The following is a 15,520-nucleotide window of genomic DNA, read 5'->3' as shown; positions in this document are numbered from 1 at the left end:
GCATATCTTCCTTCCTCTCAGTTTCCGACGAGCCTGTAAGGGACGGAAGATGTCTCAAGAGATGAAAAGGTATGAAAGAGGGTTTGATTTCTTGAAGCCTTATACGTGAAACTATAGTCTGTCTTATCGTCCAGAACAAATTTAACATTGTTTTCCCCCTCTTTAAGAGGCACACGCGAGTAGTAAATAGCATGCGGAAGGGTTTGCCAGTTTCTGGTATCCGCCTTCTCCGTCATAGCATTTACCAGACCTATTAAAGCCCCAATTGTTTCGTCTTCTTTTCTAACACTGTGTTCTGTCACTTTCTTCATCGCAGCACGAAGCAAGCCCTTCCCAAATTCCTGCATCATGCGTTGTTGAAGGCTATAAAAAGCTATCTTGCTTATATTCTCAGTCTGCTCAAGCGGGAAGCTCATGCTGTCCATCTCCAACTTTGCATTATGAAAATATGATGGCCTTTCTACATACTTTGGAAATGCTACGCGAAATACCTCAAGACTCGCCACGTCTGACCGGTCTTTCTTCTTCTCAACCTGGAAAGGAAAAGAAACGCCCATATCATCGTTTGAAAACACTACGAAGTCATCGTGGTGTGTTATAACAAAGTTAATGCTCCATTCACTCTTCACGGGTGCCAAGCCATTATGCCAAAAGAAAACAAGCTCGGCCTCGGGTTGCACTGGCTCATAATCAGGCATGTTGAATTTGGTTTTAAATCTCTCAAACTCATCTTTAAAACCTGTCCACCACGCAGTATTCAACAGATCCTTTTTTAACTGCTCTGGTACAGTCAACCCAAACATGGTTGCATAATCATTCTCATAAATCTCAACCGCGTTTCTGTAAGCAATAAAAGCATTGTTAAAATCTTTGGTAGACTGGTATATAATACCCATAAGCGTATGTACAAACGCATCGCGCTGATACTTTTTTTCTGAGCTGTACCTATCACTCAACTGGTTGAGCCTGATGTTTAATCTCCGACATTCTACAAGGGCATCTTCCGGGCGATTCATTTTCAAAAAGTTAAGCGCTTTAAAATACAGCAGCATCAGGTGCTCATGATCTTCGCCCTTATAAGTTACTGCATGCGGATTGGTAAAAAAAGAGGCTGCTTCATCCAGGTAATTGATTCTGTAATCCTCTCCAAAAAGAAAGGCCTTTTCAAAATACGAATTACTTTCTTCATACTTGCCAAGGATGGAGAGTAGCAATCCGTTATTTACATAATAGATGAATCTGCTTTTACTCGCTCCCTGCTTTTCAGAAGACTGTAACGTTTGAAGTGCTTTTTTTAAATCGCCCTTCTCAAACTCCGAGTTGAAATTATAATTCTGCTGATAGTAAGTAGCGCACGAAGTACAGCATAAGAGAAAAAGAAATGAGATGCGCATAAGACGTACGGAAGTAAATGTCGTGGTTCTCATTCCTTAATAAGCTTTCTATTTTATCGTTACTAAAACAAGGACAATTTTATCTAAGACTCCCCCTATTCTAGTTCTTCACATACTTTTTTATCTCGTTCTGTCCGTACCAAACACGCCTGTTGGTTTCTATGTCTGTAAGAAATAACGTAGTGATATAGTTAACAACACGCCTTTTATTGTAGGTGTCAACCTCTGAAGTGATTTCGCCAAATAACATGATGTCTGCCCCAAGCTCTTTCCCAAATAACTTTGCTGTTGCCGGGTCAGCAAAATCCTGTTGTTGTGTACGCTCAACTCTCAGTTTATCACGAAACTCATCGGATTCAACAATATCCGCCGCGTTAGAATTATGGATAACGTACTCAAACTTCTTTACAAAGTTTTCAGCATCAATGTGTTCAGAGGTTTTATTTCGGATAAGCCCCATTACAATAACAGGCTTCCTGCCTAACTGCTTGCTATAATCTTTAAATTTATCAGAATCGAATAGGTCGTAGATCATTTGATCTGCCACCTTCCGCGAGTCGGTATCATTCCAACGGCCGCTCAAGTCTATTTCTGTAGAGGGATCAATTCTGGTCACCTTACGTGTTTGGCAAGCAAAGGAAGTAGCCAGGAGAGCAACAAATAGAAATCTTATCATAGTAGAAGTTTGTGATCGAAACTCAAAAATCTTGCCGAAATACTCGAAATATTACAACAAGAAATCCGTTAGTGGTTTTTTAACCATTCTTATAACGGCTGACATACTTTTATGTTACAGCCCAGGCTTCTATAAAATGAAAAAGGTTTGCCTCGAAGCAAACCCTTTTCGGAATTTTCATAATCAACTAAACTGTCTGAAGGTCGTTCAATACTTTGCTGGTTTTGATCTCATAAGTGATCTCCATGATCTTGATAACATCACCGCCTCTGTTCTTAACCGGTGAGAAGCTGGAGTGAACTTGAATGATCTCCCCTTTTCTGTTTATCCTTCTGAAGGTACCTTTTTTAGGATAGCCAGATGCTAAGTCACGCCAGAACTGACGATACTCTTCGTTGTTCTTCTCTTCTTTAGTAACCAGAATTCTATGGTGCTCTCCCACTACTTCGTCCTGCGCATAACCATATATGTCTAGGAAGTTACTATTTGCTTTTGTTAACGTTCCGTCAGTGGCGTAATCTGCTACCGCTAATGCGCCATCTATTGCAAGCATAGTGCTTTCTGTTTCGCCCTGGCTGCGCTGCATCTCTTCCTGCGTTGCCTGAAGCTCTTCCATGTTCTGACGCATCTCTTCTTCCTGCGCACGCATCTGCTCGGTCATCTCTTGAGATTCTTCAAGAAGCTTCTGCGTTTTCGCATTGATCTTCACAGAAGATATTGTAGAAGCAATACTTTCTGCAATCTTCTGTACAAATTCCATTTCATGGTCCTGGAATAAGTTGAAAGATGCAATTTCAACAACACCATAGATTTGATCATTTACTTTAAGCGGAACGATCAATACACTGGTAGGATTTGCATCACCCAGACCTGAGGTAATCTTAATATAACTTTGAGGTACGTCTGTCAGATAAATAATATCTCCTTCCTGCCATGCTTGTCCTGCAAGTCCCTCTCCTCGGTATATCTTGTGGTTAAGAAACTTCTTCTTATCCCATGCATAACAAGCTTTCATTGACATGGTAGCCTCTTCAGCATCACCACTATCATCCATAATGTAAAGGGCGCCCTGGTTTGCTTTCAGGTACTTAACCAAACTGCTGATAATCTCGTCAGCCAGCTTCATCAGGTCGCTGTTATTGGTACGTAGTATTTCACCAAACTTCGCAAGACCTTCAGTAGCCCAGTTCCTCTTTTTATCATCTTCAGCAACTTTGGCAAGGTTATCACGCATGTTTATAAGTGCATTACCTAACACATCGTGCTCACTAAGCGGCTTAAAGTCAGTGTTATAATTTCCATTACCAATATTTTCAGCAAACAATGTGGTTGCCTTTAATCCACTTACAAGACTATCCATGGCCACTGCCATATCACCAATCTCGTCATTATTAAACTTAGCGCGTTTTTCTTCAACAAGCTCACCGCGACCAAGTTTTACAACAATTGCTTTTAAGAAGGCAACAGGCTTAGTAACTGAAATCACCAGGTAAATTGCACTAATAAGCGCGATAGCAAGGAACACACCACCTAAGATAACGGTAAGCGTCTTCAACGTTGTTATCGAAGCAATTACTTCAGTATCTGACTGTTCAGTAATATCACTTTGCTTTTTAGCAATTATGCTTAACTTACCAATAAGGGCATTCGTAAGTGGAATAACTTCACTTTCGATTGAGTTTTCAGCCATAAACTTGATGGTAGGATCTTCATAATTCTCAAAACTCTGAAGGTTAGCCATGATAGATTCACGCTGAATTGTGATCAATGAATCAAAGTCGTTGAAAACTGTATCCATACGAAGCCTCTGATCCTCATCCCAATTCTTTGAAAGATTTTGAATACGCTTGCGAAGTGCAGGGTAATCAGTATCCTGAAGCTGGCGAAGGGCACTTTTATCTTCTGAGTTTGTCTGAAGATAAACCCAATTGGTTACCAGCATCCTGGACTTTGTAACAATTAAAATAAATTCATTAACGGCATCTTTAGAAGGTCTGTAAATATCTCTTGATCCCTTCACTACGTTATCAATACTGTTACCGTTGCCAAAAATAATTGAAACAACAACGATGAAAAGTGCAATCAGGATAACGAAGCTTCCAATAATCTTATTACCTATTGTAAGCCTAAACCGAAACTTCTTATTTTGTCTTTCTTCCATAACTAGTTTAAATAATGATCGCCAACCTCGAAAGCTCGTTGGCAACTTTAAGATTCTGACGTGTTAATGCCCCCTGGTTTAATTCAAAAGCAAGTTTTCCATCTCTTTCAATAAAATTGATATTACTTCCCTTAGATGCCATGCCTGGCTCTTCCGTAATTATTAAAATAGATTGGTTGTTTACTTTCGTGATAACATCATTCAATATCCCCGACTTTCCTTCCGGGATAACAACCATGTTACATTTCCTGATCTCTGAAGCACTGTTGATTTTTGTGATTTTAATAGATCTTTCACCTACTTTTTTGGATTGCGCCATTTCCTTTAGCGCATTTGCCATCGGGGTATCTCCAAAAACCAGAATTTCAAAATCACCCTGGTTGTAGGCATCAGGCCATATCACGTACCTCGTAAAAGAGTATATGAATACGGTGTGAAGTTTATGGTTCTGGGCAGTGGCCATTGTTGCAGCCAAAGCAAAAAAAACCAGAAGTACACTTTTTTTCATGGTGGGGTTCATTGATTAAGTGTTTCTTAATAAACCAAAACAAAAATAAAGCCTTTATATGCTAAAAACGTTGAAAATTAACCTATTTCTAACATCCGGCTTATACTACCTGCTTTAGTCATTTTTATTGCGTTCAAACATTGGTTTCAATTTACCCAATCAGATTAAATACTCAAAAGGATTTTGATAACCTAAACGCCGGACTGGACATAACAAATTTCCTTCCAAAAGTTGACACACTCAATATCAAAGTATTACAATACACCTAGTTCCCAACACGACTTACGTCCTTCCTGATCTTGCATTCTTAACTAAGAGCGATGTGTATTCAAACAAGAATGTTGGAGAAACGCACTCCTTCATTCGCCGCTTTCTTCCCGTAAAAGACCAGCTTCATTCTTCAACAGGAAACTCCTCAAAGCCAGAAACAAAAGTTTTGATGGTTTACCCCTTAGCTCCCCTCCTGTTTTTTTGGCTCTAGCCCTTGAATTGCCAGAACCGCAAATTTTATGCTTCTCACAGCAATGGGCCCTATTTCAGACCATGATCAGACCTAGATAATCCGTAGATAACCCGTATATAACCCGTACATAAGCCGTAGATAACCCGTACCTTATAAGATACGGGTTATCTACGAATTATCTTCAGGTTATCTATAAGAAACATACTTGTTGATTCCGCGGGAAATAGAGCTTTTACCCCATTCAAATGGGAATAAGATGTGCTGAACCAGGTGCTTTGAGCAAACAAACACTAAGGTTATACATTTGATAGTCACCTTGTAGGTGCTTTAAACCGTTCGAGTTGGTGCAACAGGAAATGTCCGCCCAAACCTTTATAAGGCTTTTAAAACGTGACGTATGCGTAAACTATAAGCAAACACGCTGTGAGAAGACGTAAAAAACAATAAGATTGGAGGTCCTTTCTTGGACAGAAGAAATCCTTGGTGTTACAATGAGAACGGAAATACGTTACATGCGGATTATTTTCGATTGGAGGAACTCGGTACTGTGTTACTATACTAGTACACCCTTAAACTGGAAAGTGTTTCCATCAAACAAACCCTTGTCACTCAGTTTCAATGATGGTATTACCAACAAGGCCATAAAAGACAACGTCATGAATGGAGCGCGAAGTGTACATCCCATGTCTTTCGCGAACTTGTTGATGCTTTTGTAATCCTGTGCTACTTTATAACCATCTTCAACAGACATAAGACCGGCAACTGGCAGTGGTACAAACATAGAATTTTGTTCAGTTACAGCAGCAACGCCTCCTTTTGATTGAATAATCATGTTTACTGCTTTCGCGATAGCGTCATCATCAACACCTACAACAATAATATTATGAGAGTCGTGAGCAACGGAAGAAGCTATTGCTCCTGAGCGGAGGCGAAAATTTTTAATGAAACCTGTTGATGGTTGTGCATCGTGGTATCTGTTAACAACAATAATTTTAAGAATGTCTTGTTCTATATCAGAAACAACAAATCCGTTTTCAATTTTCGGATCAACAACAAGTTCATTGGTTATCAGTTGCCCATCCAGTGCCTCAATTACTCTTATAGATTTATCATTAGCATGAAGAGCGAAGTCAGTAGCCTTCTTAGGGTTTGTTGAAAAATTATTAACTACAGGAATATTAACCCTTTCTATTTTAGTCATCCCATCTTCCGCTACCAGTACACCATTTACATAAGTCTTCAACACATCAAACTGATCAGGATTGTTAATTACAATAAAGTCAGCAGGATCACCCACACGTAACATGCCGACGTTCATTTTATAATGATGTATGGGATTGATGCACGCAGCTTTTAACACTTTAAATAAATCCATTCCTCCTGCGAGGGCTCTTTTCACCAATGTATTAATATGCCCTTCTTCAAGACTATCGGGGTGCTTATCGTCGGAGCAGAACATAATTTCATTTTCATACTGATCGATGAGATGATACAACGCTTCAAAATTTCTTGCTGCACTTCCTTCCCTGATCAGAATCTTCATGCCATACTTCAGCTTATCAAGCGCCTCTTCAGCAGTAAAGCACTCATGGTCTGTTGTAATTCCTGCAGCGGCGTACTGCCTGGCTTGCTCACCTTTTAATCCTGGTGCATGTCCATCAACAGGCTTATTGTATTTATGCGCTAACGCGATCTTTTCTTTCACCAATGCATCGTTGAACAGAACGCCAGGCCAGTTCATCATTTCAGCCAGGTAATAGATTTCCGGTTGCCTTAAAAGGGCATCAACTTCTTCTTTACCAATAGCAGCTCCCGCAGTTTCAAAACCCGTAGCAGGCACACAGCTGGGTGCACCGAAATGAAATTTAAAGGGTACCTGCTTTCCATTTTCTATCATGTAATTGACACCCCCTACACCCAGCACATTACCAATCTCATGTGGGTCAGAAATTGTGGCAACAGTACCATGCACTACGGCCATCCTTGCAAATTCTGAAGGCACAAGCATTGAGCTCTCTATGTGCACGTGGGCATCTATAAATCCTGGAAGCAAGTACAGATCTTCTACGTTGTCCTTTTCCTTAACAGAAACGATAACGCCATGCTCAAACTCAACTTCTCCTTTAAATATCCTTCGTGCAAGTATATCAATGATGTGACCTGAAATTTTCAATGCGATAAACTGTTTAGATGTACTGTTTAAACGATCTATTTACACCATAACTATTACATGCCACCCCATACTTTGTTGTCCTCATTAAGGATGCAACTTTGCGCGCTCGTATTGTACTGGCCATTTAATGTCATCCTTAAGCACACTGGCGGCATGCATAGGAAAGTAAGGATTGCGCAGTGATTCCCTCGCTAAAAGTATGAAGTCTGCTTTTCCTGATGTTAAAATCTCTTCTGCTTGTTCCGGCGTGGTGATCAACCCAACGGCACCTGTAGTTATTTGTGTTTCTTTTTTAATACGTTCAGCAAAAGGAACCTGGTAGCCCGGCCCTATTGAAATCTTCTGATGCTTTACTGCCCCTCCTGAAGAGCAATCAATTACATCTACACCTTTTTGCTTTAATGTCTTAACAAGCTGAACAGACTCATCTATATCCCAGCCACCTTCCGCCCAATCGGAAGCAGAGATCCTTACAAATAAAGGTTTATCCTGCGGCCACACTTGTTTAACACCATCAACAACTTGTAGTAATAGTCTTGTGCGGTTCTCAAAAGATCCTCCATATTCATCTTCTCTTTTATTCACCAACGGAGAAAGGAATTCATGAAGCAAATACCCGTGAGCAGCATGAATTTCAATAACATCATATCCAACTTCTAAAGCTCTTGACGTTGCCTTTTTAAAGTCATCTATAACTTTTTGGATACCTTCTTTTGTTAATGCTGCAGGAGGAGTTTCATCACCGAAAGCAATTGCGGAAGGGGCAACATTTTGCCAGCCACCTTCATTTGCTTTTAACAACTTACTGCCCTTCCATGGAGAAGAATGACTTGCCTTACGGCCGGCATGTGCCAGTTGTACCCCAAACAAACAGTTTTGAGAATGTATAAATGCAGTTATACTCTTAAGCTTTTCTTTGTGTTCATCTTTCCAAAGCCCCAGATCATCTGGAGTGATACGCCCCTCAGGAGAAACAGCTGTGGCCTCCTGGATAATAAGGGCAACTCCACCTACCGCCCTGCTACCTAAATGCACCAGATGCCAATCGTTGGCAAAGCCGTCTACTGCCGAGTACTGGCACATGGGCGAGACTACGATACGATTTTTTAATGTGACTGATTTTATCTGAAGTGTTTCGAAAAGTTTAGACATAAATGATAGCGTTTAAACAAAGACGCAGCAAATTAAATTAAAATTCCATTAGTAATAGAAAGCATGAAAATACCTCAAGAAAAATGGACTCAGCCAACAGAAAACCTTTTAGATGCAGAATGCATCTTATGTTGAAATAATTTTTATTACTTTTGCTTCTGTTAATATGACTTCACAATCTTCATATCGTTTTCCTGCCGGAATGATTGTAGTGTCTGCAGCCTAATTACTGCTGCAGTTTATCAATTCTTTCCTCTTTAATTATTGTTTAACAACAATGTTGTAAAAGCTATGTTCTAACGTAGCCATTTCAACACCCTTTAATTTTTTAATTAATGTCATCACTTAAAAAATACGGCTGGAACTCATTCCATCAGGAGAAATTCAATTTATATCATCAACAAGATCATTCTATAGGTAGAGTTATTTCTATTAAAGGATTTAAATACTATCTAATGACAGAGAACGGGGAACTAGAAACAGAGCTCTCCGGAAAACTTTTATACGGAAGTGAAAATGAGGATTTACCTAAAGTCGGGGATTGGGTTTATTTCCTGGATTATGATAAGTCAGGATACATTATTGATATACTTCCCCGCAAAAATTCTATGTCAAGAAAAACTCCCGGAAATAAAACAGAGAAGCAAATATTGGCTGCCAATGTTGACTATGCTTTTATTGTTCAAGGGCTGGACAGAGATTATAATATTATGCGTTTAGAAAGATATTTGACGCAAGTAGTAGCATGTAACATCACACCAATAGTTATTCTAAATAAAGCAGATCTTGTAGAAAATATGCGATTGTACGAAGAAGAAGTGTTAAAACTACAACGGAACTGCGAAATCTTCTTTTGCAGTACTCTAACCGGTCTCGGAATTGATAGGATTTTGAATTCGCTGAAAGAAGCAAAAACCTACATTTTAATTGGTTCCTCGGGCGTAGGTAAAAGTTCTTTAATCAACAGTCTTACGAATAATGAAATGCAAAAAACGAATGCAACAAGCAAGGCTAATAGTAAAGGAAAACACACCACTACAACACGTGATCTTTTCCTACTTCCTAATGGAAGCTTGCTGATCGACACTCCGGGCATGCGTGAATTTGGACTGACCTCTGAAGAAGGTGTAAATACAAACTCGTTATTCCCTGCACTGGAAGCGTTATCAGCTCAATGCCGATATTCCGATTGTAGACATTTAAACGAAGAAGCCTGTGCTGTGAAGGACGCAGTAAATATGGGGGCACTTCCTTTGGAGATATATGAAAGCTATGTCAAACTTTTGAAAGAGCAGAGAAGATTTGAGATTCGGATAGAAGATAAGAAAAGGCTTAACAAACAGTTTGGGAAGATAACCAGGGAGGCTAAAGATTACAGAAAGAGAAATAAATACTAATTACACATCTAGAGATGTAAGCAAGTTGCTTGCATCTCTATTTATTATGTAGCCTATTTGAATCTTCTGTAACTGTCGTAAGCCAACCCCAGTCCAACGCTGGATAATTTATTGTCATCCGCTATGGAAGCATTTGGAAAAAGCTCTCTGAATAAACTTTGAATTGCGGGTACTTCTGTAGAACCTCCGGTAAGGATAACGAATTGAATATCTCCCTCCTTTATCCCAGCTTGTTTAATACAGTCAACGGCCGAGTTCGATATTTTTTCTATTTCATATTGAATGGCATCTTCAAATCGCTGACGAGTAATATTAACGAAGAAATCTCTTTCAAGAAAATCAAGATTTGCAGCATGTTCCTCGTCTGAGGTAAGGGCTATCTTAGTTTCCTCAGCAGAAGCAAGTAATGCATGTCCCATCTCTTTTTCGAGTACTGTGATTATTCTCGCGAAGCGTTTTTTATCGTGTGACTGATGAAGCAACTGGCGTGCTTGCGTGATGATCTTCGGCGTATACAGAAAGTTAACTTTACTCCATTCAGCAAGGTCATGATAGAGCTTAACAGGAACTTCCAGGTTTTTCTCTCCAAAAGTGCTCTTGTATCCCAGCTCTGGCATGATGGACGTTAAACTGATATCCTTATCAAAATCATTACCGCCAACCCGCACACCGGTATTTGCGAGAATGTCAGAAGTTCTTTCAGTTTTAGCGATGTATTTATTAGAAAGGCGAATGATGGTAAAGTCAGATGTACCACCACCAAGGTCTGCAACAATGGCAAGCTTCTCTGCCGCTATCTTAACCTCGTGGGCAAAGGCAGCAGCTATCGGTTCGTACTGAAAATAAACATTTTTAAACCCAACCGATTTGGCTATAATTTCGAGTTCGTTTTGTGCTCTTTTATCACCTTCAGGGTCATTATCAATGAAATGCACTGGCCGCCCCATAACTACATTTCCAATGTCCTCACCAGCCTGAGCGTTGGCCTTGTCATGTATATTTTGAAGAAAGGCACTGATGATCTTTTCAAACTTAACGGCCTTCCCGTTAATGGAGGTTCCATTCTTCATCAATGCTGTACCTAAAACACGTTTTAAGCTACGCATGTAGCGGCCTTCCTTCTTGTCGAAGAACATTTTGGCTGCAGCTCTTCCAAATACCGGATTGCTCTGCTTGCGAGGAAAGAATAAAGCACTTGGTATAGTTACATGATCATCTTCAACCGGCACCAGGTTTATTATTCCATCTTGTGCTATTGCTATACTTGAATTTGACGTCCCGAAATCTATTCCGCAGGAGATGGTCATTGGATTATTAATCATTAATTAAAAAACATAGACTATAACAACCAGAAAACATCAGCATGTTACGGTTCAATACTCATAGTCAACAATGGCACTACTTTCACAAATCCGTTAGCGTCTTTCCTAAACTTGTAAGTATAGTTGTAATGTGTTTCCAACTTACTTTCATTTGGAAGTCCATTGATGAGACAAATATTTCTTTCTTCAGCAAAGTTTATAAGCTCCTTAAGATATGGTGCTGATATCTGCCCTACTTCATCAATAATACAATGTACACTAAAGTTTCTCGCTGTTTTCTCAGTAGACTCTTTAATAAATACATTGAGTAAGGTGATGTAGATTACTGCTTTTACAAGCATGTCAGTACCGGTAGAACCTACTTTATCTATCTTCTCAATCCAGCCCGTATCGTTCTTGCCTTCTTTTATCCTGAAGCGCAACTCAAAAAGATCCTGTACACGGATTTCTTCGTTCTTCTCTTCGCTTATAGTCTTCTGAAGGTCATTCAAAAGTTCAACTGATTTCTTGTCGATCTCACTCTTGGCTTTGTTATTCGTATTGAACAGGTTTGCCTCACCGTAAAGGAACGGATTCTGCTCCCTGAATTCAGTGATCTTCTGAAGCTTACGCAATACTTTGTTCTCACTGTCTTCAGATTTAAGTTTGATGTATTCGATAAGCTTAGACCCTTCAAAAGAAGCCTTACTAAAATCGGCTTCCATTTTATTGATCATTTTATTAATCCTTCCCTTATGCTCAGTCAACGCCTTCATCTTGCTGGATATCGCGTCGATGAGCATACCGTGGCTTTTAGCTACTTCAGCTATTGAAATCTGAATTTTGTTTTCATTGTAGAAGTCCTGGAGGTAGGCAGCAAACCGCTCATACTCGCCTTCTCCCGCTCCGGGGTTGATCTTAAAGTTAAGGTGGTTATCAGGACGGAATCTTCCAGCAAATTCACTCACATTGTTTCTGAACTTCTCAAACTGATTGTGAAATTCAGTGTCGTTTGCCAACAGCTGCGAACATAGACCTATTATACCAGCCTCTGCATACTCAGCAGGCGCTGGATCAATGATATGGCGCAAACGATCATATAATGTTCTGTCACGAAAGTGCCTCTCAAAATGCTCCAATCCATCAACGTACTTCTTGAGTGATTCAGCAAGCGCACGTGTTTCATCTTCCATTTGCTTCTTTCGCTTACTAAACAACTCACGCTCCTGTGCAAATAAAGCATCCGACTGTTTGATCTGTGCGTCTAACCTTTCTTTCTCCTTGCGGAAATCATCCATGTGGTCAAACAGCTCACGCTTATCTTTTCTGTAGTCGTTGAGAAGTTCTGCATGCTTATCGAGATTTCGTAATGCTGTTTTTATCTCATCGATATCCTTTTTCAGTTTTTTAATACGCGTATCATCAATGCCCTTCTTTTTCAGTACCGCTGACTTTTCCTTCTGAAGTTGTGCCTTGCGCTCGTCAAACTCCCCTAACTTCTCTTCCTTCTGGTCGCGGATCTTTTCAATTTCCTTGTCGAATGTTTTATTAAGCTTTGCTAGTTTTTCGTTGAACGACTCCTGCAGATCAGACAAACCCTTTTTTAATATAGATTCAAGCTCAGAAAGCTGGTGTCTCAGCTCGTTTATCTCTTTGTCGAGGTTATCTCGATAAGTGTAAATTTGTACCGCATCTTTTTCTCTTTGCTCCTCTCCTTTTCGCTGCCACTCGTGAAGGTCAAGATTATATTGCTTCTCTTTTTGCTCATCCTGGGCTGCCTCATACTCAAGCTGTGTTATTTCGCTTTTCAGTTGTGCAGTCTTTTTCCCTATAGACGCCAACTTGCTTTGCTCTTCCCTCGTCTGCTCTTCTCTGAATTCAAGGAAGGCATGATTCAGTGCCACGATTTGTTCGCGTAAGCCCGTCCTCTCTTGTTCATATTCTTCGAGTGTCTTTGAATACACTTTAACATGAGAGAGATCAAGCTGAATACCGTACAACGATTCTATACCCTTTTTGATAAGCTTGGGATTTAACTCTTTATTAAAAAGCAGCTCTTCGTTAACCACCTTTCCTATGGTTTCAAACCAATTAGGATAATTATCTTGCAGATAACCAAACAATGCATGCTGATGTACTGAAAGTTTTTCATCAATAGTTTTAATCTTCTCTTCGAGTACTGCAATCTCCTGTTTGTTCCTTTCAATATATTGCTCTGAAGTAATGCGATTTTTTTCTCGTATGTGATCGCCTTCTTTTCGAAGTGAATCTATGTTATTATTTCTAACTGCCAATGCAGACGTACGCTCAAACTTCCTTCTTGAGATCTCCTCCAAATGGCCTTTTAACATCGTAACCTCCTGATCGAAGTACCTCTTCCGTTTTATTTCTTTCTCCCTGAACTCAGCATCTTTATTATCAAGTTCCTTTTGATTCTTAAGTTGCCGGATGCGATCAGCATCAACTGCATGCCTCTCCTTCAATTCACTTTCTTCTTTTCTATAAGCATCTCGCAATGCATTTTTATCCTCATGGTACTTCTTATCCAATTGCAAGCCTTGCGAGCTGAGCACGTGTTCAAACTCCTTCCGTTCATTTTCAAGTGCATTAAATAATGTCTTGAACTGTTGTTCTACATCACTAAAGCCAGCAGTTAGTGTCGCGTACTCTGTTTCTCTGGCTTGTAATTCAACCTGAAGCTTTTCCTTTTCTTCCGCCTCACGCAGTAAATCGTGAATTCCCTTTTCTTCATACTCTTTTAACTTCTTATCAGCCTCTTTGAGCTTTGACTTGAGCGCGCCAATTTCCTGGTTGGTTTCCTTGTTCTGTTCCTGATGGGCTATCTCTCTTTCCCTGAACTCAGACTCCAGCTCGACCAACAGATCCTTCTTTTCCGCTACTTGCAAGCCAATGGTATCCTTCTGTAGCGCTGCATATTTTAAAGCACCACCTAGCTCTGAAGCAAGGGCACGCTGCTTAACTTTAAGTTGCTGTATAGAGGAGAAATTATCTTTGATTAAGTCACTTCGCTGAGCATTTTCCTTTCTGAAAAAAGTTTCGATATCGTGATAGCGTTCTGTGAACTGTCTTAATTGCCGCTCAATAGTCTTTAGTTCTATCGTTGTATGTTTTGAACTGATAGAGTTAGCGATACACTCCTTAACAAATTCAGCCTTTATTACAGATTCAGAACTTAAGAATATGGAAGTAATTGCAAGGGGAATGTTATGATAGTTGGCGTTCCCCTTCATCAGGGCAAACTTCTTGTATTTCTTATCGGGATCGGCACCATAGATGATATTTCGATAACGTTCAAATGTTTCAATCTGGTCGCTATAGTGTATACGGTGCTCGTTAAACTTTGCTACAACAGCCTTGGGCAGCAGAGCTTCATTATCTACAATGTAATGATCCTGTACAAACTCACTCTCTACAAAACGGTAAAAAAGTTTGTTATTTCTATACACCATTACATGGAACAACCCTTCTTCTGTAGCAATTTCATAAATGATATAAGAATTGGGAAACTGAAAGTAATAGTCTTCAAATGTCTTCTGTGAAGAAGAAATTCCAAGCCCACGTGTATTGGCGCTGTAGAAGAAAAGTATAGCGCGTTGCAACGTGGTTTTACCCATGTTGTTTGTGCCTACAAAACACGTGTTACCTGCTATTTCTACACTACTATAGTCAGTATTGGCTATATTGATAAAAATAATCCTGTTAAGGATTCTTCTGCTCTCCATCGTCTTCAATAGTTATTAGTGAGATAACCTCTTCCAGGTAATGAATGGCGTCCATAACCTTGTATGTATCTTCATCTTCCTGTTCAAAAAAACCGGCCTGTGCCAAATCACCTGCGATCTCTGCCACTTTATCAACCATTTTCTCTCTTCTGGATAAAGCATATAGTTTCTGCTTTAACCTTTCGTTCGAAAAACACTCCTCGGCAATCTGCGTTACACGGTATCTTGTTCCTACAGTAGGTTTTGTATCCATTGATGAAAAGAAATCCATTACATCTATGTAATAAGCAAACTGCTCAAGCTTCTTTTCCATAATGAGATTTGCTTCTTCGGGTTGGCTGAAATAAAAATAGTTATGTCCCTGCTCAAGTGTATAGCCTGTATGGCTAAAAAACTCTTTAAGAATATTGTAATTGTCTTCATAACTAATTACGTCGAATAGCTTTCCCTTACTTCCGTTGGACGAAATAAAATTACCTCTGCTTAGTATCGCGAATATTTCAGGTGTCTGCTTTGGAACGTTCATATATAACTTAAAACCTTACGCAACAT

The 15,520-nt window shown here is 39.7% G+C and carries 10 protein-coding genes; 1 reads left to right on the top strand and 9 read right to left on the bottom strand.

All coding sequences use genetic code 11. The annotated features are described in order from the left end of the window. Nucleotides 1-17: 17 nt before the first annotated feature. From KK060_RS00560 to namA, 6 genes are all read right to left on the bottom strand, one after another. Nucleotides 18-1,427, bottom strand: a complete 1,410-nt coding sequence (locus KK060_RS00560; protein ID WP_254151449.1) for a COG3014 family protein — start codon at nucleotides 1,425-1,427, stop codon at nucleotides 18-20. Between the two features lie 67 nt (nucleotides 1,428-1,494). Next, nucleotides 1,495-2,070 (bottom strand): penicillin-binding protein activator LpoB, encoded by a 576-nt coding sequence (locus KK060_RS00555; protein ID WP_254151448.1) that lies wholly within the window; start codon nucleotides 2,068-2,070, stop codon nucleotides 1,495-1,497. Between the two features lie 187 nt (nucleotides 2,071-2,257). Beyond that, nucleotides 2,258-4,231, bottom strand: coding sequence for a GAF domain-containing protein (locus tag KK060_RS00550; protein ID WP_254151447.1), 1,974 nt, complete (start codon nucleotides 4,229-4,231; stop codon nucleotides 2,258-2,260). Between the two features lie 7 nt (nucleotides 4,232-4,238). Beyond that, nucleotides 4,239-4,739 (bottom strand): YfiR family protein, encoded by a 501-nt coding sequence (locus KK060_RS00545; RefSeq protein ID WP_254151446.1) that lies wholly within the window; start codon nucleotides 4,737-4,739, stop codon nucleotides 4,239-4,241. 1,016 nt (nucleotides 4,740-5,755) lie between these two features. Then, a complete protein-coding gene (gene ade, locus KK060_RS00540) occupies nucleotides 5,756-7,375 on the bottom strand; it encodes an adenine deaminase (protein ID WP_254151445.1) in 1,620 nt (539 codons plus the stop codon). 84 nt (nucleotides 7,376-7,459) lie between these two features. Next, nucleotides 7,460-8,527, bottom strand: a complete 1,068-nt coding sequence (namA, locus tag KK060_RS00535; RefSeq protein WP_254151444.1) for an NADPH dehydrogenase NamA — start codon at nucleotides 8,525-8,527, stop codon at nucleotides 7,460-7,462. Nucleotides 8,528-8,862: 335 nt separating this feature from the next. Here namA and rsgA point away from each other — a divergent pair, with 335 nt between their 5' ends. Then, on the top strand, nucleotides 8,863-9,924 hold the full coding sequence (rsgA, locus tag KK060_RS00530) for a ribosome small subunit-dependent GTPase A (RefSeq protein WP_254151443.1): 1,062 nt from the start codon (nucleotides 8,863-8,865) through the stop codon (nucleotides 9,922-9,924). A gap of 53 nt (nucleotides 9,925-9,977) precedes the next feature. Here the strand turns inward: rsgA and KK060_RS00525 are convergent, their stop codons facing one another. From KK060_RS00525 to KK060_RS00515, 3 genes are read right to left on the bottom strand one after another with little or no spacing between them, the layout of a single operon-like run. After that, nucleotides 9,978-11,246, bottom strand: a complete 1,269-nt coding sequence (locus tag KK060_RS00525) for an Hsp70 family protein (protein WP_254151442.1) — start codon at nucleotides 11,244-11,246, stop codon at nucleotides 9,978-9,980. 44 nt (nucleotides 11,247-11,290) lie between these two features. Next, nucleotides 11,291-14,968 carry an ATP-binding protein gene (locus tag KK060_RS00520; RefSeq protein ID WP_254151441.1) on the bottom strand — a complete coding sequence of 1,226 codons (3,678 nt, stop codon included), beginning with the start codon at nucleotides 14,966-14,968 and terminating at the stop codon, nucleotides 11,291-11,293. Beyond that, nucleotides 14,946-15,494, bottom strand: a complete 549-nt coding sequence (locus tag KK060_RS00515) for a condensin complex protein MksE (protein WP_254151440.1) — start codon at nucleotides 15,492-15,494, stop codon at nucleotides 14,946-14,948. Before KK060_RS00515 ends, KK060_RS00520 begins: the two co-directional genes overlap by 23 nt. Between the last annotated feature and the right edge of the window lie 26 nt (nucleotides 15,495-15,520).

Source organism: Chryseosolibacter indicum (assembly GCF_018598585.1).
Taxonomy (GTDB): domain Bacteria; phylum Bacteroidota; class Bacteroidia; order Cytophagales; family Cyclobacteriaceae; genus Chryseosolibacter; species Chryseosolibacter indicus.
Note: the sequence above shows the minus strand (reverse complement) of the source record. Positions and strands in the feature narration are given on the sequence as shown.